Source organism: Nocardiopsis sp. NPDC050513 (assembly GCF_044457925.1).
In the GTDB taxonomy this organism is placed as follows: domain Bacteria; phylum Actinomycetota; class Actinomycetes; order Streptosporangiales; family Streptosporangiaceae; genus Nocardiopsis.
Window position 1 is genome coordinate 336,041 of sequence record NZ_JBITHK010000005.1, and the last position, 18,983, is coordinate 355,023.

Annotated in this window: 19 protein-coding genes; 1 reads left to right on the top strand and 18 read right to left on the bottom strand. The window is 73.0% G+C overall.

What is annotated here, in order from left to right; genetic code table 11:
• Positions 1–12: 12 nt before the first annotated feature.
• Entirely contained in the window at positions 13–510 is a 498-nt protein-coding gene (locus tag ACIBFB_RS11780; RefSeq protein WP_397229014.1) for a DUF523 domain-containing protein, read from the bottom strand.
• A 138-nt stretch (positions 511–648) separates the two neighbouring features.
• On the opposite strand from ACIBFB_RS11780, the gene ACIBFB_RS11785 reads away from it, so the two are divergent.
• Positions 649–2,091, top strand: a complete 1,443-nt coding sequence (locus tag ACIBFB_RS11785; protein ID WP_397229016.1) for an MFS transporter — start codon at positions 649–651, stop codon at positions 2,089–2,091.
• Between the two features lie 65 nt (positions 2,092–2,156).
• Here the strand turns inward: ACIBFB_RS11785 and der are convergent, their stop codons facing one another.
• The 17 genes from der to ACIBFB_RS11870 all read right to left on the bottom strand — a co-directional run bounded on the left by der (position 2,157) and on the right by ACIBFB_RS11870 (position 18,960).
• Positions 2,157–3,596: a ribosome biogenesis GTPase Der gene (gene der, locus ACIBFB_RS11790; protein WP_397229018.1), complete on the bottom strand. Its 1,440-nt coding sequence runs from the start codon at positions 3,594–3,596 to the stop codon at positions 2,157–2,159.
• Between the two features lie 143 nt (positions 3,597–3,739).
• Positions 3,740–4,435, bottom strand: coding sequence for a (d)CMP kinase (gene cmk / locus ACIBFB_RS11795; protein ID WP_397229020.1), 696 nt, complete (start codon positions 4,433–4,435; stop codon positions 3,740–3,742).
• 96 nt (positions 4,436–4,531) lie between these two features.
• Entirely contained in the window at positions 4,532–5,680 is a 1,149-nt protein-coding gene (locus ACIBFB_RS11800) for a prephenate dehydrogenase (protein ID WP_397229021.1), read from the bottom strand.
• Positions 5,681–5,750: 70 nt separating this feature from the next.
• Positions 5,751–6,113, bottom strand: coding sequence for a chorismate mutase (gene aroH / locus ACIBFB_RS11805; RefSeq protein ID WP_397229022.1), 363 nt, complete (start codon positions 6,111–6,113; stop codon positions 5,751–5,753).
• Positions 6,114–6,216: 103 nt separating this feature from the next.
• Positions 6,217–8,238: a pseudouridine synthase gene (locus ACIBFB_RS11810; RefSeq protein WP_397229024.1), complete on the bottom strand. Its 2,022-nt coding sequence runs from the start codon at positions 8,236–8,238 to the stop codon at positions 6,217–6,219.
• The gene (scpB, locus tag ACIBFB_RS11815) at positions 8,222–8,815 is read right to left on the bottom strand and encodes an SMC-Scp complex subunit ScpB (RefSeq protein WP_397229026.1); all 594 of its coding nucleotides are present in this window, start codon (positions 8,813–8,815) and stop codon (positions 8,222–8,224) included. The genes ACIBFB_RS11810 and scpB overlap by 17 nt, the downstream gene beginning before the upstream one ends.
• Positions 8,812–9,660, bottom strand: a complete 849-nt coding sequence (locus ACIBFB_RS11820; RefSeq protein WP_397229028.1) for a segregation and condensation protein A — start codon at positions 9,658–9,660, stop codon at positions 8,812–8,814. The genes scpB and ACIBFB_RS11820 overlap by 4 nt, the downstream gene beginning before the upstream one ends.
• 119 nt (positions 9,661–9,779) lie before the next feature.
• Entirely contained in the window at positions 9,780–10,208 is a 429-nt protein-coding gene (locus tag ACIBFB_RS11825; RefSeq protein WP_397229030.1) for a hypothetical protein, read from the bottom strand.
• Positions 10,181–11,137 (bottom strand): ParA family protein, encoded by a 957-nt coding sequence (locus ACIBFB_RS11830; RefSeq protein WP_397229032.1) that lies wholly within the window; start codon positions 11,135–11,137, stop codon positions 10,181–10,183. The genes ACIBFB_RS11825 and ACIBFB_RS11830 overlap by 28 nt, the downstream gene beginning before the upstream one ends.
• A 198-nt stretch (positions 11,138–11,335) precedes the next feature.
• Positions 11,336–12,496: a tyrosine recombinase gene (locus ACIBFB_RS11835; RefSeq protein WP_397229034.1), complete on the bottom strand. Its 1,161-nt coding sequence runs from the start codon at positions 12,494–12,496 to the stop codon at positions 11,336–11,338.
• A 2-nt stretch (positions 12,497–12,498) separates the two neighbouring features.
• Positions 12,499–13,158 carry an NUDIX domain-containing protein gene (locus tag ACIBFB_RS11840; RefSeq protein ID WP_397229036.1) on the bottom strand — a complete coding sequence of 220 codons (660 nt, stop codon included), beginning with the start codon at positions 13,156–13,158 and terminating at the stop codon, positions 12,499–12,501.
• Between the two features lie 39 nt (positions 13,159–13,197).
• Positions 13,198–14,838 carry a CTP synthase gene (locus ACIBFB_RS11845; RefSeq protein WP_397229038.1) on the bottom strand — a complete coding sequence of 547 codons (1,641 nt, stop codon included), beginning with the start codon at positions 14,836–14,838 and terminating at the stop codon, positions 13,198–13,200.
• 259 nt (positions 14,839–15,097) lie between these two features.
• On the bottom strand, positions 15,098–15,838 hold the full coding sequence (locus ACIBFB_RS11850; RefSeq protein WP_397229040.1) for a cation diffusion facilitator family transporter: 741 nt from the start codon (positions 15,836–15,838) through the stop codon (positions 15,098–15,100).
• Positions 15,835–16,173 (bottom strand): ArsR/SmtB family transcription factor, encoded by a 339-nt coding sequence (locus tag ACIBFB_RS11855; RefSeq protein WP_397229042.1) that lies wholly within the window; start codon positions 16,171–16,173, stop codon positions 15,835–15,837. The genes ACIBFB_RS11850 and ACIBFB_RS11855 overlap by 4 nt, the downstream gene beginning before the upstream one ends.
• Positions 16,174–16,235: 62 nt before the next feature.
• Entirely contained in the window at positions 16,236–17,159 is a 924-nt protein-coding gene (locus tag ACIBFB_RS11860; RefSeq protein WP_397229044.1) for a hydroxymethylglutaryl-CoA lyase, read from the bottom strand.
• Positions 17,160–17,250: 91 nt separating this feature from the next.
• Positions 17,251–18,246 carry a GNAT family N-acetyltransferase gene (locus ACIBFB_RS11865; RefSeq protein WP_397229046.1) on the bottom strand — a complete coding sequence of 332 codons (996 nt, stop codon included), beginning with the start codon at positions 18,244–18,246 and terminating at the stop codon, positions 17,251–17,253.
• Positions 18,247–18,501: 255 nt separating this feature from the next.
• Positions 18,502–18,960 (bottom strand): DUF3060 domain-containing protein, encoded by a 459-nt coding sequence (locus ACIBFB_RS11870; protein WP_397229048.1) that lies wholly within the window; start codon positions 18,958–18,960, stop codon positions 18,502–18,504.
• Positions 18,961–18,983: the final 23 nt, after the last annotated feature.

Consider the following 18,983-nt stretch of genomic DNA (forward strand, 5'->3'; position numbering starts at 1 on the left):
CGCGGAGAGGCGTCAGCCCTCGTCCAGTCCGTCCAGGTACGCGCGCGCCCGGGCGAGGTCGTCCTCGCCGAACACCGCGACGCCGTGGTCGCGCAGCAGCCGCGCGGTGACGCCCTCGCCCGGAACCCGCCGCCCGCTGAAGGTCCCGTCGTAGACCACGCGACCGCCGCAGGACGGGCTGCCCTCCTTGAGCACCGCCACGGCCACGTCGCGCGCGCGGGCGGTGGCCAGGGCCGAACGCGCACCGGCGACGAACGCCTCGGTCACGTCCTCGCCCCCGGGGGTGAGGATGCGCGCCGCGCCCGCGAGCACGTCGGCGGCGGTCGCCCCGGGCTCGATCTCGGCGGGCGGCCTCGGGACCGGCAGCCCACCCGCGACCTCCGGGCAGTGCGGGACCAGCCGCCCCTCCTCACGCCACCGCACGAGCACCTCGTCCGCGACGGTCTTGGCGCGCCCGTCGTAGCGGACCTTCCGGCCCACCAGACACGAACTGATCAGCACCCTGCGCATGCCACCCCTCCGCTCCTCCCGTCACGGTACCGCCCGAGCCCCCGACCCACGCCACGCGAGGCACACCAGTAGACCACGGAGAGCACCCGAGGCGGCACCCTCAGCGATACTCGGAGAGGGGGAGCACGGGGAGGGATCGTGACCGACGAGCAGGACGGCCGCCGACCGACGCTGTCCACCGACCACCGGACGACCCGCAGGGCCGTCGCCGCGTCCGCGATCGGCAACGCGACCGAGTGGTACGACTTCGGCGTCTACAGCTACCTCGCCGTCACGATCGGCGCGGTCTTCTACCCGTCGCAGACCCCGGGCGTCCAACTCGTCGCCACCTTCACCACGTTCGCCGCCGCCTTCCTCGTCCGCCCGGTCGGCGGGATGTTCTTCGGGCCCCTCGGCGACCGGATCGGCCGCAAACACGTTCTCACCGTCACCATGCTGCTCATGTCGGTGAGCACTCTCTCGATCGGGCTCATCCCCTCCGCCGCCGCCATCGGCGTCGCCGCACCGCTCCTCCTGCTGACCGCCCGCATGCTCCAGGGCTTCTCCACCGGCGGCGAGTACGGCGGAGCGACGACCTTCATCGCCGAGTACGCGCCCGACCGCCGCCGAGGATTCCTGGCCTCCTGGCTGGAGTTCGGCACGGTCAGCGGCTACGTGGGCGGCGCCGCCGCCGTCACCGCGCTCACCCTCGCCCTCGGCTCCGACGCCATGCTGGCCTGGGGCTGGCGAATCCCGTTCCTCCTCGCCCTTCCCCTGGGTGCCACCGGCCTCTACCTGCGCCTGCGCCTCGACGACACTCCCGTCTTCACCCACAACGCCGGCGGGTTCGCCCGCGACGCGCACGGCGCGCGACGCGCGGGCCAGTTCCGCGCGACCGTCGTCGACCAGTGGCGCGCCATGGTGCTGTGCGCGGGCCTGGTGATGGTGTTCAACGTCAACAACTACACGGTCACCGCCTACCTGCCGACCTACCTCGACACCGAGCTCGGCATCGGTACCGCCCTCGGTCTCGTCCTGACCCTGGCGGCGATGGTCCTCATGCTGTGCTCGGTCACCGTGGTCGGCCGTCTCAGCGACCGCGTCGGACGCCGCCCCGTCCTGCTGTCCGGGTGCGTGTGCTCGCTCGCCCTGCCCCTGCCGGCGTTCTGGCTGATGCAGCGGGACGGGCTGGTACCGATCGCCGCGGGCGTGGTGCTGCTGGCCCTCACCCTGGTCCACTTCTCCGGCACCGCACCTGCCACCCTCCCGTCGTTCTTCCCCACCAGCGTCCGCTACGGCGCGCTGGCGATCAGCTTCAACGTGTCGGTGGCACTGTTCGGCGGCACGACACCGCTGGTGTCGGAGGCACTGGTCGACGTCACCGGCGACCTCTACGCACCCGCGTGGCCGGTGATGTGCGCCGGTGCGGCGGGGCTCGTGGTGGTGTGGCGGATGCGGGAGAGCACGAACCGGCCCCTGCCCGGGGCCCCGGCCATCCCCGAGCCGCCGCGCCGCCCGGCCCGCGGCCCGAACCCGCCCCGCCCGCGGCCGACGGGTGACACCGCGCTGGCCGCCCCGGGCGGCGTGCACCGCCTGGCCTGACCGGACGGGAGCGGACACGGCGCGGGGGCCGCCCGGATCGGACGGCCCCCGCACACGGACGCGGTCTAGCGTCGACCGCGCGGCTTGCGGTCCGGACGCACGCTGCCCTTCGAGGCGCGCCCCACCGCTCCGTTCTTCTTCTCGCGGATGCGCATGCTGATGTGCACCGGCGACCCCTCGAACCCGAAGTCCTCCCGCAGGCGCCGCTCGATGAAGCGCCGGTAGTTGTCCTCCAGGAACCCGGTCGTGAACAGGATGAAGTGCGGCGGACGCGCGCCCGCCTGGGTCCCGAACAGGATCTTGGGCTGCTTGCCGCCGCGCACCGGCGGCGGGGTGGCCGCCACCAACTCCTTGAGCCAGTTGTTCAGCTGGCCCGTCGGGATCCGCTGTTCCCACCCGCTCAGGCTCGTCTCGATCGCCGGGACCAGCTTCTCCATGTGGCGACCGGTCTTGGCGGAGATGTTCACCCGCGGCGCCCAGGAAACCCGCGCCAGCTGGCGGTCGATCTCCTTCTCCAGGTAGACGCGGCGCTCGTCGTCGAGGACGTCCCACTTGTTGAACGCCAGCACCAGACCGCGACCGGCCTCGACGACCTGCTCCACCACCCGGATGTCCTGCTCGGCCAGGGGCTCGCTGACGTCCATCAGCACGACGGCGACCTCGGCGCGCTCCAGCGCGGTCCCGGTGCGCATCGTCGCGTAGTAGTCGGCGCCCTGGAGGGCGCGGTACCGGCGGCGGATACCGGCGGTGTCGATGAACTTCCAGGTCTGGCCGCCGAGCTCGATCAGCTCGTCGACCGCGTCGCGCGTGGTACCGGCCACCGAGTCCACGACCACCCGGTCCTCGTCGGCCAGCCGGTTGAGCAGGCTGGACTTGCCGACGTTGGGGCGCCCCAGCAGCGCGATCCGGCGCGGGCCCCCCTCGTCGTCGGTCTCGGCCCCTCCCTCGGGCTGTTCGGGGAAGGCGGCCACGACGGCGTCCAGCAGGTCACCGGTGCCCCGGCCGTGCAAGGCGCTGATCGGGTAGGGCTCCCCGACGCCCAGGTTCCACAACGCCAGCGCGTCCGCCTCCTGCATCCCGCCGTCCACCTTGTTGGCGGCGAGCACGACGGGGCGCTTGGTGCTCCGCAGGACCCGTGTGACGGCGGCGTCGGCGTCGGTGATGCCCACGGTCGCGTCGACGACGAACAGGATCACGTCGGCGGTCTGCGCGGCGTACTCGGCCTGCCGGGCGACCATGGCGGCCAGGCCGCTCACGCTGGTCTCCCAGCCGCCGGTGTCGACCAGGGTGAACCTGGTGTTCTGCCACTCGGCGTCGTAGGCGACCCGGTCGCGGGTCACGCCCGGAACGTCCTCCACGACGGCCTCACGGCGGCCGAGGATCCGGTTGACGAGGCTGGACTTGCCCACGTTGGGGCGGCCGACCACGGCGACCACGGGCGCGGGGGCGGCCTCCGCGCCCCCCTCGCCCTCGTAGCCGACATCGGAGACGTCGAAGTCTGTCATCTGCTGCTCCCGGTACTGGGTCCCCGCGCGCCCAGGACGCGTGCCGCGAGGACTCGACATGGTCGCCCGACCCGGCCCGAGGGCGCGGAGTCGGACGTGATGGCACGGGCGCCCGCGGCGCCCGTGTGATGGCGTCGGCGGACCTACCGGTCCCGTGCCTCGTCCACGAGCTTGACGACCAGCGCGACGACCTCGTCCAGGGTCAGCCCGGTGGTGTCGAGCTCGGTCGCCGAGTCGGTCCGCGTCAGCGGCGAGTGCGCCCGGCTGGAGTCCAACCGGTCCCGCCGGGCCAGGTCGGCCTGGGTCCCGGCGACGTCGCTGGTCCGGACCTCCCTGCTGCGGCGATGGGCGCGGGCCTCGGCGCTGGCGGTCAGGAAGAGCTTGACAGGGGCTTCCGGCGCGACGACCGTCGTGATGTCACGGCCCTCCACGACGATGCCCGCGCTCTCGGCCCTGGCGGCCGCGATGATCTCCCTCTGGGTACGCACCAGCAGGTCACGTGCCTCGGGAACGGCGGACACGGCCGAGACGTTCCCGGTCACGTCCTTGCCCCGGATCTCGGCGGCCACGTCACGGCCGTCCACGGTCACGGTCGGCGCCGACGGGTCGGTGCCCATCGTGATCACCGGACGCCCCACGGACGACGCCACCGCGGCGGCGTCGTGCACGTCCACACCGTTGTCCAGCATCCACCAGGTCAGTGCCCGGTACATGGCGCCCGTGTCGAGGTACCGCAGGTCGCGCGCCTTGGCCACGCCTTTCGACGTGCTCGACTTGCCCGACCCGGAGGGACCGTCGATCGCGATGACGATGCCCTCGGTACTGCCCTGCGCGCTCACTGGACCTGACTCCCGCGTACGTTCACTTCTGCCGACGCCCCAGCGTACCCGTGCGCGCACGCGGTCCGGTACGCCCACCGGCGCCCGGGACCCGGATCACAGGCCCGGATGGACCGACCAGCCGCCGTCCGCCAGCGCCCGCGAGAGCGTGCCCTCCCCCTCGGGCAGCACGTACAGCTGGCACACACCCAGCGGCAGCCCCGGCGTGTGCTCGATCCGCACGTCCTCGATGTTGACCCCCGCCTCCGCCGCCGCCGCGAACAGGCGGCCCAGCGCCCCCGGCTCGTCCGGGATGACCACGGGCACCACCGTGTAGGAGGGCCGCCGCGCCTCGCCGTGCTTGCCCGGGATGCGCCCCTGTCCGCCGCGCCCCCGGGCCAGGACGTCGCGGACCGGCGCGAGCGGCGCCTCGGACGAGGTGTCCGGCACCGCGCCGAGCGTGCGGAGGGCGTCCGCCGTCGCGGCCAGGTCGGCCGCCATGTCCGCCAGGACCTCGGCGACCGGGACGGCGTTGTGGGTGAGGATCTCGGTCCACATGGCCGGGTCGCCCCCGGCCACCCGGGTGACGTCGCGGACACCCTGACCCGCCAGCGTGAGGGCGGTGTCGTCCGCGTCCAGGAGACGGGCCGCCACCGCGGACGAGGCCACGTGCGGGGCGTGCGACACCAGCGCCACGGCGCGGTCGTGCGCGGCGGCGTCCAGCACCAGGGGGTCGGCCCCGCACAGCCGCGCCACCTCGGCGACGGCGGCGACGGCCGCGGTGTCCGCCTTCCCGGTGGGACACAGCGCCCAGGAACGGCCCAGGAAGAGGTCGGCGCGGGCGGCGCCCGGGCCGTGCTTCTCACGTCCGCCCATGGGGTGGCCCGGCACGAAGGTGGCCATGTCGCAGCCGAGCCGGTCCGCTCCGGCCACCACGCTGGCCTTGACGCTCGCGGCGTCGGTGTACACGTGCGCCAGCCCGCGGTCCTGGGCGTCGCGCAGGACCGCCGGGATGACGGCGGGGGGAGCCGCGATCACCGCGACGTCGGCGGGCCCCGCCTCCGACTCGCCCAGCGGTCGGCCCGCGCCCAGGTCGCACGCCAGGCGCAGGGAGGCGGCGTCCGGGTCGGACAGGGCGACGTCCACGTCGCGCGCGCGCAGTGCCAGCGCTATCGACGTCCCGATGAGGCCGGAGCCGATCACCGTCACGCGGCGCACCTCCGGCCGGTGCCGGGCGGTTCCGCCCGCACCCCTGCTGTCGTCCACGTCCGCCCGCTCCTCCACGAATGCCCGCCTTCATCCAGACTACGGCCCCGGCGCCGGGGCGTCCCGACGTCTACTGCGCGATGTCCAGGCGCAGCGCCTGGGCCCCGCGCAGGTAGACGTGCTGGATCTCCGAGCGCGGGCGTTCGGTCGCCACGTGCGCCATCAGCCGCACCACGCGCGGGAGGGCGTGCGGCACGTCGATCTCGGCGGCGCACATCAGCGGGACGTCCGAAAAACCGATCCGGCGCGCGGCCAGCGCCGGGAACTCACTGGTCAGGTCAGGCGTGGCGGTGAACAGCACGCTGATGACGTCGTCGGTCTCCAGCCCGTTGCGCCTCATCACCTCGGAGACCAGTTCAGCGGTGGCCTCCACCACCTGATCGCGTTCGTCCGCGTCGACCTGCACCGCACCGCGGATGGCCCGTACCGCCACGTTCGTTCCCGCCTCGTCGTCGTACCCGGGGCCGCCCCCGGACACGGAGACGGCGGCCGCCGCCCGGAACCGGAGCCGGGGCGACGACCGCCGTCAACTGTATCTACAGGCCCGCGGCCTCGTAGAGTTCGCTCACCTCTCGCGAGGTCAGCGCCCGCATCGTGCCCAGCTTCAGGGCGTTGAGGTCGATCGGGCCGACCTGGGTGCGCGCCAGGTCCGCGACCGGGTGGCCGACGGCCTCCATCAGCCGGCGGACGATGTGCTTGCGCCCCTCGTGCAGGCGGATCTCCACCATGGCCTTGGGAGCGTCGTTGTCGACGACCCGGAAGGAGTCGACCTCGACCGGGCCGTCCTCCAGCTCCACACCGCCGCGGATCTCCCTGACCACGCTGTGCGGGACCGGACCCGGCACCTTGGCGATGTAGGTCTTGACGACCTTGTAGCGCGGGTGCGTGAGCCGGTTGGCGAGCTCGCCGTCGTTGGTGAGCAGGATCAGACCCTCGGTCTCGGTGTCCAGCCGGCCCACGTGGAAGATGCGCTCGTCGGTCTGGCCGGTGTAGTCGGCCAGAGTCGGACGGCCCTCGGGGTCCCACATGGTGCTGACCACGCCGCGCGGCTTGTTGAGCGCGAAGTACAGCTTGTCGGGGGCCGTGACGACACGCATGCCGTCGACGCGGATCTCCGAGGACTCGGGGTCGACCCGGGCGCCGAACCGGCGGACGACCTGCCCGTCGACGCTGACCCGACCGGCCGCGATCATCTCCTCGCTGGCGCGGCGACTGGCGACGCCGGCCGCGGCGAGCGCCTTCTGGAGGCGGATGCCGTCGGGAACGTCGGTGTAGGTGTCGCGGTCCTCGGCGGGACGGTCCTCGTCCTTGGGGTCGAAGTCGGCGCGCAGGGCCGCCAGGCGCTCGCGCGCGGCCTTGGACAGCTGCGACTCGCTCTTGACGCCACCGGACGATGCCGGGCCCCGGCTCTCGGAGCCTCCCCGCGGACGGCGGTCGCCCTTGTCCGGGGCAGCGCTACGGGCCTTGTGGCGGTCACGGTCACCGAAGCCGCCACGGCCCCGGTCGTCACGCGGTCCACGGTCGTCCCGGGAACCCCGGAAACCGCCCGAACGCCGGTCGTCGCGACCGCCGAAGCCGCCCCGGTCGCCGCGCGGGCCCCGGTCGTCACGCGACCCGCGGAACCCACCACGGTCGCGGTCATCACGGCCACCGCGGAAACCACCGCGCTCACGGTCGCCGCGCGGGCCCCGGAAGTCACGGTCGTCACGGCCGAACGAACGCCGGTCACCGCGGTCGTCACGCCCGTCCCGGCCGCCGAAACCGCCCCGGTCACCGCGTGAATCCCGGAAACCACCGTGTTCACGGTCGCCGCGCGGGCCCCGGTCGTCGCGGCCGAACGAACGCCGGTCGCCGCGGTCATCGCGCCGGTCCCGGTCACCGAAACCACGGCCGTCACGCGGACCCCGGTCGTCACGCGACCCGCGGAACCCACCACGGTCACGGTCATCACGGCCACCGCGGAAACCACCGCGCTCACGGTCGTCGCGGGAACCCCGGAAGCCGCCCGAACGCCGGTCATCGCGACCGCCGAAGCCGCCCCGGTCGCCGCGCGGGCCCCGGGAATCACGGTCGTCACGGCCGAACGAACGCCGGTCGCCCCGGTCGTCACGCCGGTCCCGGTCACCGAAACCACGGCCGTCACGCGGGCCCCGGTTGTCACGCGACCCGCGGAACCCACCACGGTCGCGGTCATCACGGCCACCGCGGAAACCACCGTGTTCACGGTCGCCGCGCGGGCCCCGGGAATCACGGTCGTCACGGCCGAACGAACGCCGGTCGCCCCGGTCGTCACGCCCGTCCCGGCCGCCGAAACCGCCCCGGTCGCCGCGCGGGCCCCGGGAGTCACGTTCGTCGCGGCCGTACGGGCGTCGGTCATCCCGACCGCGGTATCCGCCGCGGTCCCTGTCGTCGCGGCGGAAGGAGCGGTCGCCTCCGCCGCGGTGGCCCCGGTCGTGGGGGCCTCGTCCGCCTCGCCGGCGGTTGTCGTCGTGGTCGCCGCGCTCACCGCGCGGGGCGTCGTCCCGCGCACCGCGGGAACTGTCATTGGGTGTGCTCACCGGTGTCGTCTAGACCTTCGATGTCGTCGGGGAGGAACGGCGCCAGATCAGGCAGTTCGTCGAGGCCGCGCAGGCCCAACCGTTCCAGGAAATAGGAGGTGGTCCGATACAGCAGTGCGCCGGATTCAGGATCGTGTCCGGCCTCTTCGATCAGCCCCCTCAATACGAGGGTACGCATAACTCCGTCGCAGTTGACACCGCGGACTGCGGAGACCCTGCCACGGGAGACCGGCTGCCGGTAGGCAACGACCGCCATCGTCTCCAGGGCGGCCTGGGTGAGCCGCACCTCCTGCCCCTCCCGGAGGAAGTGCTCGACGACGTCGGCGCACTCGGGCCGCGTGTACACACGCCAGCCCTCGGCCACCGCACGCAGGTCGAAACCCCTCCCCTGCTCGGTGTATTCCCCGGACAACTCCTCCAGGGTCCGGGCGACCACCTCCACGGGCAGGTCCAGGGCGCGCGCCAGGTCGTACTCGGACACCGGCTGGTCCACCACCATGAGCACCGCCTCGAGGTCCCGACGCAGCGTGGGCGGCGCCGAGACATCCCCCACACCGGCCGTGTGCTCCGCGCTCATTCCCTCTCCTCCTCGTCCACCGCGTCGTCGTAGTCGGTCTCCACCCGGACCTCGCCCTGGCCGCCGGTCCACGTCACCGACAACGCGCCCAGCGGTTCGGGCTGGTCGAAGCCGACGTTCGAGGCCCGGTACAGCTCCAGCAGGGCGAGGAACCGCGCGACGACCTCGAAGGTACCGGTACACCCCTCGGTGAGCTCGGCGAACGTGAGCGTCCCGTGCTCGCGCAGGGCCGCCACGACGAGCTCGCCCTGCTCCTTGACCGACGTCTTGGTCTGGTGGATGTGCGTGACCGGCACGCTCGGCGGCTCCTTGGGGGTGAACACCCGCCCGGCCAGCGCCGCGAACTCCTGCGGTCCCAGCCGGAAGAACACCTCCGGCCGCAACGACGCGAACCTCTCCTCCAACGGGACCGCCCGCGCGTACCGCCGGCCCTGCGACACCATGCGCTCGCTCATCACCGCCGCGACCTCCTTGTAGGCGCGGTACTGCAGCAACCTTGCGAACAGCAGGTCCCGGGCCTCCAGCAGGGCCAGGTCGGCCTCGTCCTCGACGTCGCCCCGGGGCAGCAGCCGGGCCGCCTTCAGGTCCAGCAGGGTCGCGGCGACCAGCAGGAAGTTGCTGGCCTGGTCCAGGTCCCACTCCTCGCCGTGCTCCCGGATGTGGGCGATGAACTCGTCGGTGACCCGCGACAGCGCCACCTCGGTGATGTCCAGTTTGTGCTTGGAGATCAGCGCCAGCAGCAGGTCGAAGGGGCCCTCGAAGTTGTCCAGGTGCACCTGGAAGGCGCGCGGATCCCCCTCCCCGGTCTCCTCCGGGGGTGGGTGCGCCTCCTGGTCAGCCGCCATGGCCGCGGCTCCACGTCGTCTCACTCATGCGTACAAGGGTGTCACCGGCCAGGCCCCGCCGGTGACACCGCGACCGGCCCGGCGCTCCCCCACGCCGGGTCCGGGCGCTCAGTCCTCGCTCAGTCCTCGCTCAGCCTGCGCACGAGCATGCTCGACGAACCGTGCTCCTCGAAGTCGGCGAGCAGCACCGCGACGGCCTCGCGGACCAGACGGCCGCGGTCGGCCGACAGTCCGTGCTCGGCGCGCAGCGACAGTCGCGTCTGCTCCAGCGCCAGGAGCTCGGCGCCGGAGACGTACACGGTGATCTTCTCGTCGTGGCGCTGGCGGCCGCTCGGCTTGGGCGCGCGGCGCGCCTTCGCGGTTCCCCGCGAGGCGCCGCCCGTGCTCCTGGCTCCGTGTTCGGCCGCGTCGTCCCGGTCCTCGTACCCGGGTGCCGTGCGCTGGCGTCCGGTCGGCGGCGGATCCGACTCCGGTTCGGTGCCGGAGGGGCGGAAGAACAGCTCGTCCGCCCCGGGCAGGGTCACACGCCGTGACCGCTGAGAGGCCACCTCGCCAGCACCTCCTTGGCCAGATCCCGGTAGGCGTTGGCGCCCGCCGAGGAGGAGTCGAACCTGGTGATGGGCTCCCCCGCGACGGTGGCGTCCGGGAAGCGCACGGTCCGGTTGATGACCGTGCCGTAGACCTTGTCGCCGAACCCGTCGACGATCGTGGAGAGCACCTCGCGCGCGTGCAGCGTGCGCGGGTCGTACATGGTGCCGAGGAAACCGTCGATGACCAGGCTCTCGTTCAGGCGTTCCTGGACCTTCTGGATGGTGTCCATGAGCAGCGCCACTCCGCGCAGCGCGAAGAACTCGCACTCCAGCGGCACGATGACACCGTCGGCGGCGGTGAGCGCGTTGACGGTGAGCAGGCCGAGCGACGGCTGGCAGTCGATGAGCACGACGTCGTAGTCGTCGATCACCGGTCGCAGCGCGCGGCCGAGCATCTGCTCGCGGGCGACCTCGCCGACCAGCTGGACCTCGGCGGCGGACAGGTCGATGTTGCTCGGGATGAGGTCCAGGCCGTCGATGTCGGTCTTGAGCAGGACGTCCTCGACCGCCACGTCGCGCTGCATGAGCAGGTTGTAGACGGTCAGGTCCAGCTCGCGCGGGTCGAGTCGGCCCAGGCCGACCGAGAGCGCGCCCTGCGGGTCGAAGTCGACCAGCAGCACCCGTCTGCCGTACTCGGCGATGGCCGCACCGAGGTTGATGGTGGTGGTGGTCTTGCCGACCCCACCCTTCTGATTACACAGTGCTACGATTCGTGCCGGGCCGTGTTCGTCCAGCGGCTCCGGCACCGGATACTGGTACTCCGGTCTCTTGGTGTGCAGTTCCGCCCCCGTGTTGCGTGTCGTCCCCCAGGGGTTGCTCACCGGGTCGGTGGGGTCCTGCCCACCGACGGGTGCGGTGTTCGCAGCCGCGTCGTTCTCCCAGTTCACAACCCTTGACCTCCCCCACGGACCGGCCACGGCCGCGAGGAGGGTGACTCACCCGCGCCCGGCCGCCGTCGGAAACTCAATATGTCGACAGCAACGTACCTCTGTGCGGCGACTCTAGAACGACGACACGACGCACTTCAACATGATCGCGGCGAATCAGGGGCGTTCGCGCCCCTGCCCGCTCCCCTCCGGCGCGGTTCACCGGCGCGCCCTCGGGTGGCTGGCGGCGTACACCTCGCGCAGGCGGTCCACCGTCACCAGCGTGTACACCTGCGTGGTGGTGACCGAACTGTGTCCCAGCAGCTCCTGCACGACCCGGATGTCGGCGCCGCCGTCCAACAGGTGCGTCGCGAAGGAGTGGCGCAACGTGTGCGGGGACACACCCTCGACCCCCGCCCGGTCGGCGACGGCCCTGAGCACCGCCCAGCCTCCCTGCCGGGTCAGGCGGCCTCCGCGCGCGTTCAGGAACACGCCCGCCCGTCGCCCACCACCACCCTCAACGGACGGCCTTCGGCCGCGGTACTCCCCACTTCGTCGCCCACCACCACCCTCAACGGACGGCCTTCGGCCGCGGTACTCCCCACTTCGTCGCCCACCACCCTCACCGGACGCCTTCGGCCCGGCACCCGCCCCGCCCCGCCCCGACGCCGCCAGCACGGGCCTGGCCCGCACCAGGTAGGCGCCCAGCGCCCCGCGGGCGTACGAGCCGAGCGGAACCACCCGCTCCCGGCCGCCCTTGCCCCGGAATCGCACCAGCCCGACGGCCTCGTCCCCGTCGACGGCGTCTCCGACGTCGTCCACGTCCAGCCCCACCGCCTCGGAGATCCGCGCTCCGGTGCCGTACAGCACCTCCAGAAGCGCGCGGTCGCGCAGGGCGAGCAGCGTCGCACGGTCACCCGTCCCCGGGGCCTCCCCGGAACCGGCGGCGGCCAGCAGGCGCTCCACGCACTCCAGCGAGACCGCCTTGGGCAGCCGCATCGGAGGCACGGGCGGGGCCACCTCCGCCGCCGGGTCGGTCCGCGTCCATCCCTCGCGCACGGCGAACCGGTGCAGCCCGCGCACGGCGGCCAGCGCGCGTCCGGCCGAGGCCGCGCTGAGCGGCGGGTGGCCGTCGCCGCCCTCGCGCAGGGCCCTCAGGAAGTCCGCGACGTGCCCGCTCCCGATCCCGGCCGGGTCGGTCACGCCCCGACCGGCCAGATGCGCGGCGTAGCGGGCCAGGTCACGCCGGTAGGCCACCAGGGTGTTGTCCGCCAGCGCGCGCTCGGCGGACAGGTGGTCCAGGAAGGCGGTCCGCACCCGCGCCAACGGGTCGACCGCCCCGGGGGCGGGGGACACCGCGCCGTCCAGATCGTCGGCCACGGTCAGCGGACGCGGCGCAGGGACGCGAAGCCGTCGCCCGCGGCCGCGCTCGCGGCCAGGATGCCGATGACGGTCGCGCCGTTGCGCAGAGCGCCGTCCATCACCAGCCGCACCGCCTCCTCCAACGGCACCCACTCGGCCACCAGTTCGGCCTCCTCGTGCTCGCGGACGAAGTCGATCTCCTCCGTCGGCACCTCCGACAGTCCACGCGCCAGGAACAGGTGGATCCGCTCGGCGGAGAAACCGGGCGTGGGGAAGAACCCGGGCAGCTCGTACCACTCGCCCGCCCGCAGTCCGGCCTCCTCGACCAGCTCGCGCCGGGCCGTGGCCAGCGGCCCCTCGCCCGCCACGTCGATCATCCCGGCGGGCAGCTCCCACATCGTGTGGCGCGTGGCGTGGCGGTACTGGCGCTGGAGCAGCACCCGCCCGTCCCCGTCCAGTGCCAGGACGGCGGCGGCGCCCGGGTGCTCCATGTAGTCGCGGGCCACGACCGCGGTGCCCTCGCCGTGCGCGCCGGGCATCCGCACCCAGTCCGTGCGCATCCCGCACTTGGGGCCCCGGAAGCGCTCCTCCGACCGTTCCACCGGCCACGACGCGGGGGCGTCCGCGATCTTCGCGTCCGCCCCCGTGACAGCGCGCGCCGGGTGGGTGTCACTGGCCATGTGCTCGCCTCTCAGGCTCGTGCCCCTCCCGACTCCGCGTCAGGACTCCCGGTACTCCAGGGCGGCCGAGATCAGGCCGCGGAAGAGCGGGTGGGCCTTGGTCGGGCGGGAGCGCAGCTCCGGGTGCGCCTGCGTCGCGACGAAGAACGGGTGCGTCTCCCGGGGCAGTTCGACGTACTCCACCAGCTTGCCATCAGGGGACAGACCGGAGAACACCAGGCCCGCCTCCTCCAGCTTGGGCCGGTAGGCGTTGTTGACCTCGAAGCGGTGGCGGTGCCGCTCGGAGACCTGCTGCTCGCCGTCGTACAGCTCCCGCGCCAGGGTGCCCTCGCCCAGGTCCGCGGGGTACAGGCCCAGGCGCATGGTGCCGCCCATGTCGCGCTCGCCGGACACGACGTCGGTCTGGTCCGCCATGGTCGCGATGACCGGGTCGACGGCCTTGTCGTCGAACTCCGTGCTGTTGGCGCCCTCCAGACCGAGCACGTTGCGCGCGTACTCGATGACCAAGCCCTGGAGCCCCAGGCAGATGCCCAGCAGCGGCACGCGGTTCTCGCGGGCGTAGCGGATGGCGCCGAGCTTGCCCTCGATCCCGCGCACGCCGAAGCCGCCCGGGATGAGGACGCCGTCGGCGCCGTCGAGCTCGGCAGCGGCGCCGGAGGGGCTGGCGCAGTTGTCGCTGGCCACCCAGCGGATGTTCACCCGGGTGTTGGCGGCGAACCCGCCCGCGCGCAGCGCCTCGCTGACGGACAGGTAGGCGTCGGGCAGGTCGATGTACTTGCCCACCATGGCGATGGTGACCTCGTGGTCGGGCTGGTGCACGCGGTGCAGCAGCTCGTCCCACTCGGTCCAGTCCACGTCGCGGAAGGGCATGCCGAGGCGCCGGACGACGTAGGCGTCCAGACCCTCGCGGTGCAGCACCTTGGGGATGTCGTAGATCGACGGGGCGTCGGGGGTGGAGACGACACCGGCCTCGTCCACGTCGCACATGAGGCTGATCTTGGACTTCAGGCTCTGCGTGATCGGGCGGTCCGAGCGGCACACGATCGCGTCCGGCTGGATGCCGATGCTGCGCAGGGCGGCCACGGAGTGCTGGGTGGGCTTGGTCTTCATCTCGCCGGACGGGCCGAGGAACGGGATGAGGGACACGTGGAGGAAGAAGCAGTTGTCCCGGCCGATCTCGTGGCGGATCTGGCGGACCGCCTCCAGGAAGGGCTGCGACTCGATGTCGCCGACCGTGCCGCCGATCTCGGTGATGACGATGTCGACGTCGGGCGCGTCCATCGCGTAGATGCGCGACTTGATCTCGTTGGTGATGTGCGGGATGACCTGGACGGTGTCACCGAGGTAGGCGCCCTGGCGCTCCTTGGCGATGACACTGGAGTAGATCTGGCCGGTGGTGACGTTGGCCGAGGCGGACAGCTCGGTGTCGAGGAACCGCTCGTAGTGGCCGACGTCGAGGTCGGTCTCGGCTCCGTCGTCCGTGACGAAGACCTCACCGTGCTGGAAGGGGTTCATGGTCCCCGGGTCGACGTTGAGGTAGGGGTCCAGCTTCTGCATGGTGACCCGAAGGCCCCGCGACTTCAGGAGTCGGCCCAGGCTGGAGGCGGTGAGCCCCTTGCCAAGACTGGAGGCGACGCCGCCAGTAACGAAAATGTGCTTGGTACTCGCGGCGGCTGCCAAAGTGATGCTCCCGTGGGTTGAGTGGCTACGGCGGGCTCGGGCGAACTGAGCGGCCGTGCGGTGGTCCGGTGCCGGGCGGTAGCGATCCTCTGCCCGGTCCGTCGGACTCCACGGGGCACCAGGATAACAGGCCCCCCGTGCTCCTACACCTGCGAACGCCGGTTATCGCGCGCGTGTTCCGCCCGCGACCTGCTCCGATCCCCCGGACCCCCGCCGTGGCGGCCCGTCAGGGCACGCCGCCGGTCGGCGCCCGACCCGCTCAGGAACAGCAGGAGCACCCGGGCGCGCAACCGCACGCGTCCTCGTCCGCACCGCCGTCGGCGGGCCCGGCCACCGCGGCCAGTCCGCTGGGAGCGCAGCAGGCGTCCCCCCGCCAGGCCGCACGGCCCTCCCTGACGGCCACGGCGGCGATGAGCAGCGCCACGACCGGGTCCACCCACGCCCACCCGAGAGCGGCGTTGAGCACGAGCCCGACGAGCAGGGCGGCCGACAGGTAGGCGCACAGCAGCGTCTGCTTGGAGTCCGCGACGGCCGTGGCCGAACCCAGAGCGCGCCCGGCCCGGCGCTGGGCCAGTGACAGGACCGGCATGACGACCACGGACAGCGCCGCCAGCACGATCCCCACCGTGGACGGCTCGGCCTCGTTCGCGCCGAGCAGGGCTCGCACCGCCTCGACGGCGACGTAGGCCGCCAGCGCGAAGAAGGCGACCGCGATGACGCGCATGGCCCGGGTCTCACGGGCACGGCGCACCGCCTCCTCGCGGGCCGAGAACTGCCAGGCGACCGCGGCGGCGGAGGAGACCTCCACGAGGGAGTCCAGACCGAACCCCATGAGCGCGGCCGAGGAGGCGACGTGCCCGGCCGAGATCGCCACGGCGGCCTCGACGAGGTTGTAGCCGATGGTCGCCGCGACCAGGAGACGGATCCGGCGGGTCAGGACGGCACGGCGGCGGGGGTCGGCGGCGGCGCCGTCGACCCGGGCGGAGGCGTCGGCGCTCACGCGTCACACCCCGTCTCGTCCTCGCCGTCGCAGCGCCGGTCGGACTCCACGGCGATGACGGCGGCGCGCAGGTCGTCGAGGGCGTGGGAGAGCCGGGGGTCGGCCAGTTCGTACCGGATCCGGCGGCCGACGGGGACGGTGACGACCAGTCCGCAGTCACGCAGGCAGGCCAGGTGGTTGGACAGCCGGGTGCGGCCGATGTCCAGTTCCTCGGCCAGTTCGGCGGGGTGGGCGGGGCCGTCCCGCAGGGCGAGCAGGACCCGGCAGCGGATGGGGTCAGCCAGGGCGCGGCCGAACCGGGCCAGGGCGTCGATCTCGGAGGCGATGCGCAGCATGCCTCCAGAGTACAAGAATCTATGAATTCAGGAAACCCTGAACCCAATCACGGGTCGCCCCCTCAACCCGGAAAACCTCCAGCACGCCCCAGGTAGGCGGGCGGCCGCTTGTCCAGGCGCTCACCCAACCACGCGCCCAGCGCCGCCGCCTCCCCGAGGTCCACGCCCGTGCGCAGCCCGCTGCGGTGCAGCATGTACAGCAGGTCCTCGGTGGCGATGTTGCCGGTCGCCGCGGGAGCGAACGGGCAACCGCCGAAGCCGCCCAGACTGGAGTCGAGCACCCGCACGCCCGCGTCGACCGCCGCGAGGGCGTTCGCATAACCGGTGTTACGGGTGTTGTGGAAGTGGCAGCGCAGCCTCCGCCCGTCCGCGACCCGGCCCACCGCCTCCACCAGCTCGGTCACCTGGCGCGGCACACCCACCCCGATCGTGTCGGCCAGGGCGATCTCCACCGCACCCGTCCCGGCGATCCGCCGGACCACCTCGACCACCCGCTCCGGGGCGACCTCGCCGTCGAAGGGGCAGCCGAACGCCGTCGAGACGGTCACGCTCAGCGGGATCCCCGTCCCGGCCAGATCGGCGTCGATGGCCGCCAGCGCGTCCAGCATCTCGTCGACCGTGCACCCCTGGTTGCGGACGCAGAACCCGTCCGTGGCGGGCACCGCGACGTTCACCTCCGACACCTTCGCGGCCACCGCGCGCTCCAGACCGCGCCGGTTGAGCACCAGACCGATGTGCGAGACCCCCGGCGCCCGGCGCACGCCCGCCATGACCTCCTCGGCCCCCGCCATCTGCGGCACCCGCCTGGGGTTGACGAAACTGACCGCCTCGATCCGCCGCACACCGGTGTCCACCGCCCGGTCGATCAGCTCGATCCGGTCCTCCACCGACAGCACCGTGTCCTCGTTCTGGAGGCCGTCACGCGGGCCCACCTCGACGATCTCCACGTGTTCGGCGCCCCCGGGCGCACGCTCCTCCACGGCCATCGGCCCACCTCTCCACGCACCGTCGCGTCCCACGCCCACAGGCTAGTGGAGCCCCCTCCGCCGGGGTGACCCAGGCCACCCCCGGCGGAGGTCAGCGCAGGGCCAGCGCGGGGCGGACCTCCCAGGTCGTCCACACCGGGCGGTACCCCATCCGGTGCCAGAACGGGCCGGACAGCGGGTTCATCGCCGCGTAGTTGAGCACGGACACGCCCACACCGTGGCTGTCCAACGCCTGGTGGGCCTGGCCGACCAGGGCCGTCCCGATCCCGTTGCCGCGCTCGGCGGCGGTCACCACCCCGTAGCCGATGTGCGCGATCGGGCGCGCGTTCACCAGCGACTTGGCCCACCGGGACCGCTCGGGCGGCGACACCCACAGAAGGCCGACCGCCCGGCCGCGCCGTTCGGCCAGCCAGATCCACGAACGGGACCGGTTCAGCGCCCGCGCCGCGACCTCGCGGGTCTGCTCGGCGGTGTCCGGCTGGAGGAACACCCCGCCGAAGTGCTGCTCGTAGCGGTGCTCCTCCATCAGGAGCGCCACGACCTGGGTGAGGTCGCTGCGGTCGGCCAGACGGATGGTCACGTCGCGCGGCGGCAGGGACGGGGGCACCCCGCGGCGGCGCTGACGGGCGGCCAGGACCGTGTAGGGCTGCAGGCCGTGCCGCTGGAGCGGGATGATGCCGCACACGTCGCGGGCGGGCCAGCTCACGAGCGCGGCCGACTCCGAACCGGTGCCGGTCGGCAGCTCCTCCAGCTGGTCGCGCCAACTGGTCAGGAGGGAGTCCAGGGCGCGGCCGGGGTCGGGGCCGCCGACGATGGGGGTCAGCCAGTGCTGGTCGGGCACGCCCCAGATCCGGCCGACCTCACCGGGCTGGTACCAGGTGTAGTGCATGCTTCCGGCGGCGACGGTGTTGCCCTCCTCGTCGCTGACCGTCACGAGCGGCGAGGAGCCGGGGGCGAAGCCGACGGGCTCGGGCAGCAGGGGGTCGGTGGCGGCCCAGCGCTGGGCGGCGGACCGTACCAGCGGGTCCAGACCGAGGTCGCCTCCGGGCGACTCGTCGTGCCGCACCCGCGCCACATAACCGCTCATCCACCCCTCCCCTAGCGGGTCTCTCGCCCGAAGCGCTCCCCACCCGTCCGTCGGGCCACCCGGCCCTGCCGGCCCGGGGATTGGTCGACCGTACCGCCCAGTCCCCTGACCGGGGGCGTCGAACGACCAACGGACTCCGAGAATTCACTCCGCGTAGGTGTGCCCGTCCGATCCGTCGCCCGCACCCGCCTTCTCCTCGGGCACGGACGCGCACCACGGTAACCGATGGAGAGTCGCTCCCGGGTGTCGGGGCGGTCAATCCGAGGACACGACGCCGCCGGAGCGGATCGGCGCGGCGCTCGCCACCCCGCCCTGGGCCACCGCGGTGTTGCGTCCGTGGTTGATCACCTCGGGGTCGCCCGAGGCGAAGGAGACCGTGTTGTCCACGCCCACCAGCACGATCCGGACCGCCGAGCCGACGTCGACGGTGGTGTTCCGCCCGGAGGCCTTGACCAGGCCGCACGGGCCGTCCAGGACGACGACGGCGTCGTCCGCGGTGACCACGATCTCACGGTCGTCGCAGTTCTGGTGGACCTGGGCGCCGTCGTCGGACACGACCAGGGTGTCCTCGTCGCTGACCGGGCTGGGCTGCGCGTCGGCGCCCACCGGCAGCGGGTCGGGCAGTTCGGAGCCGCCGCGCGCCTGGGCGCAGCCGACCAGGGAGGAGGCTCCGATCAGGAGGACACCCGTCGTTGCCAACAGCCGAACCTTCATGGACTCCCCCGCGACCGGATGGG

What these genes read in the sequence shown, in the direction of transcription:
- ACIBFB_RS11780 (WP_397229014.1), bottom strand. Translation starts at nt 510, where the DNA reads ATGCGCAGGGTGCTGATCAGTTCGTGTCTGGTGGGCCGGAAGGTCCGC.
- der (WP_397229018.1), bottom strand. Translation starts at nt 3,596, where the DNA reads ATGACAGACTTCGACGTCTCCGATGTCGGCTACGAGGGCGAGGGGGGC.
- scpB (WP_397229026.1), bottom strand. Translation starts at nt 8,815, where the DNA reads ATGAGCGCGGAGCACACGGCCGGTGTGGGGGATGTCTCGGCGCCGCCC.
- ACIBFB_RS11820 (WP_397229028.1), bottom strand. Translation starts at nt 9,660, where the DNA reads ATGGCGGCTGACCAGGAGGCGCACCCACCCCCGGAGGAGACCGGGGAG.
- ACIBFB_RS11840 (WP_397229036.1), bottom strand. Translation starts at nt 13,158, where the DNA reads ATGGCCAGTGACACCCACCCGGCGCGCGCTGTCACGGGGGCGGACGCG.
- ACIBFB_RS11855 (WP_397229042.1), bottom strand. Translation starts at nt 16,173, where the DNA reads ATGCTGCGCATCGCCTCCGAGATCGACGCCCTGGCCCGGTTCGGCCGC.
- ACIBFB_RS11860 (WP_397229044.1), bottom strand. Translation starts at nt 17,159, where the DNA reads ATGGCCGTGGAGGAGCGTGCGCCCGGGGGCGCCGAACACGTGGAGATC.
- ACIBFB_RS11865 (WP_397229046.1), bottom strand. Translation starts at nt 18,246, where the DNA reads ATGAGCGGTTATGTGGCGCGGGTGCGGCACGACGAGTCGCCCGGAGGC.
- ACIBFB_RS11870 (WP_397229048.1), bottom strand. Translation starts at nt 18,960, where the DNA reads ATGAAGGTTCGGCTGTTGGCAACGACGGGTGTCCTCCTGATCGGAGCC.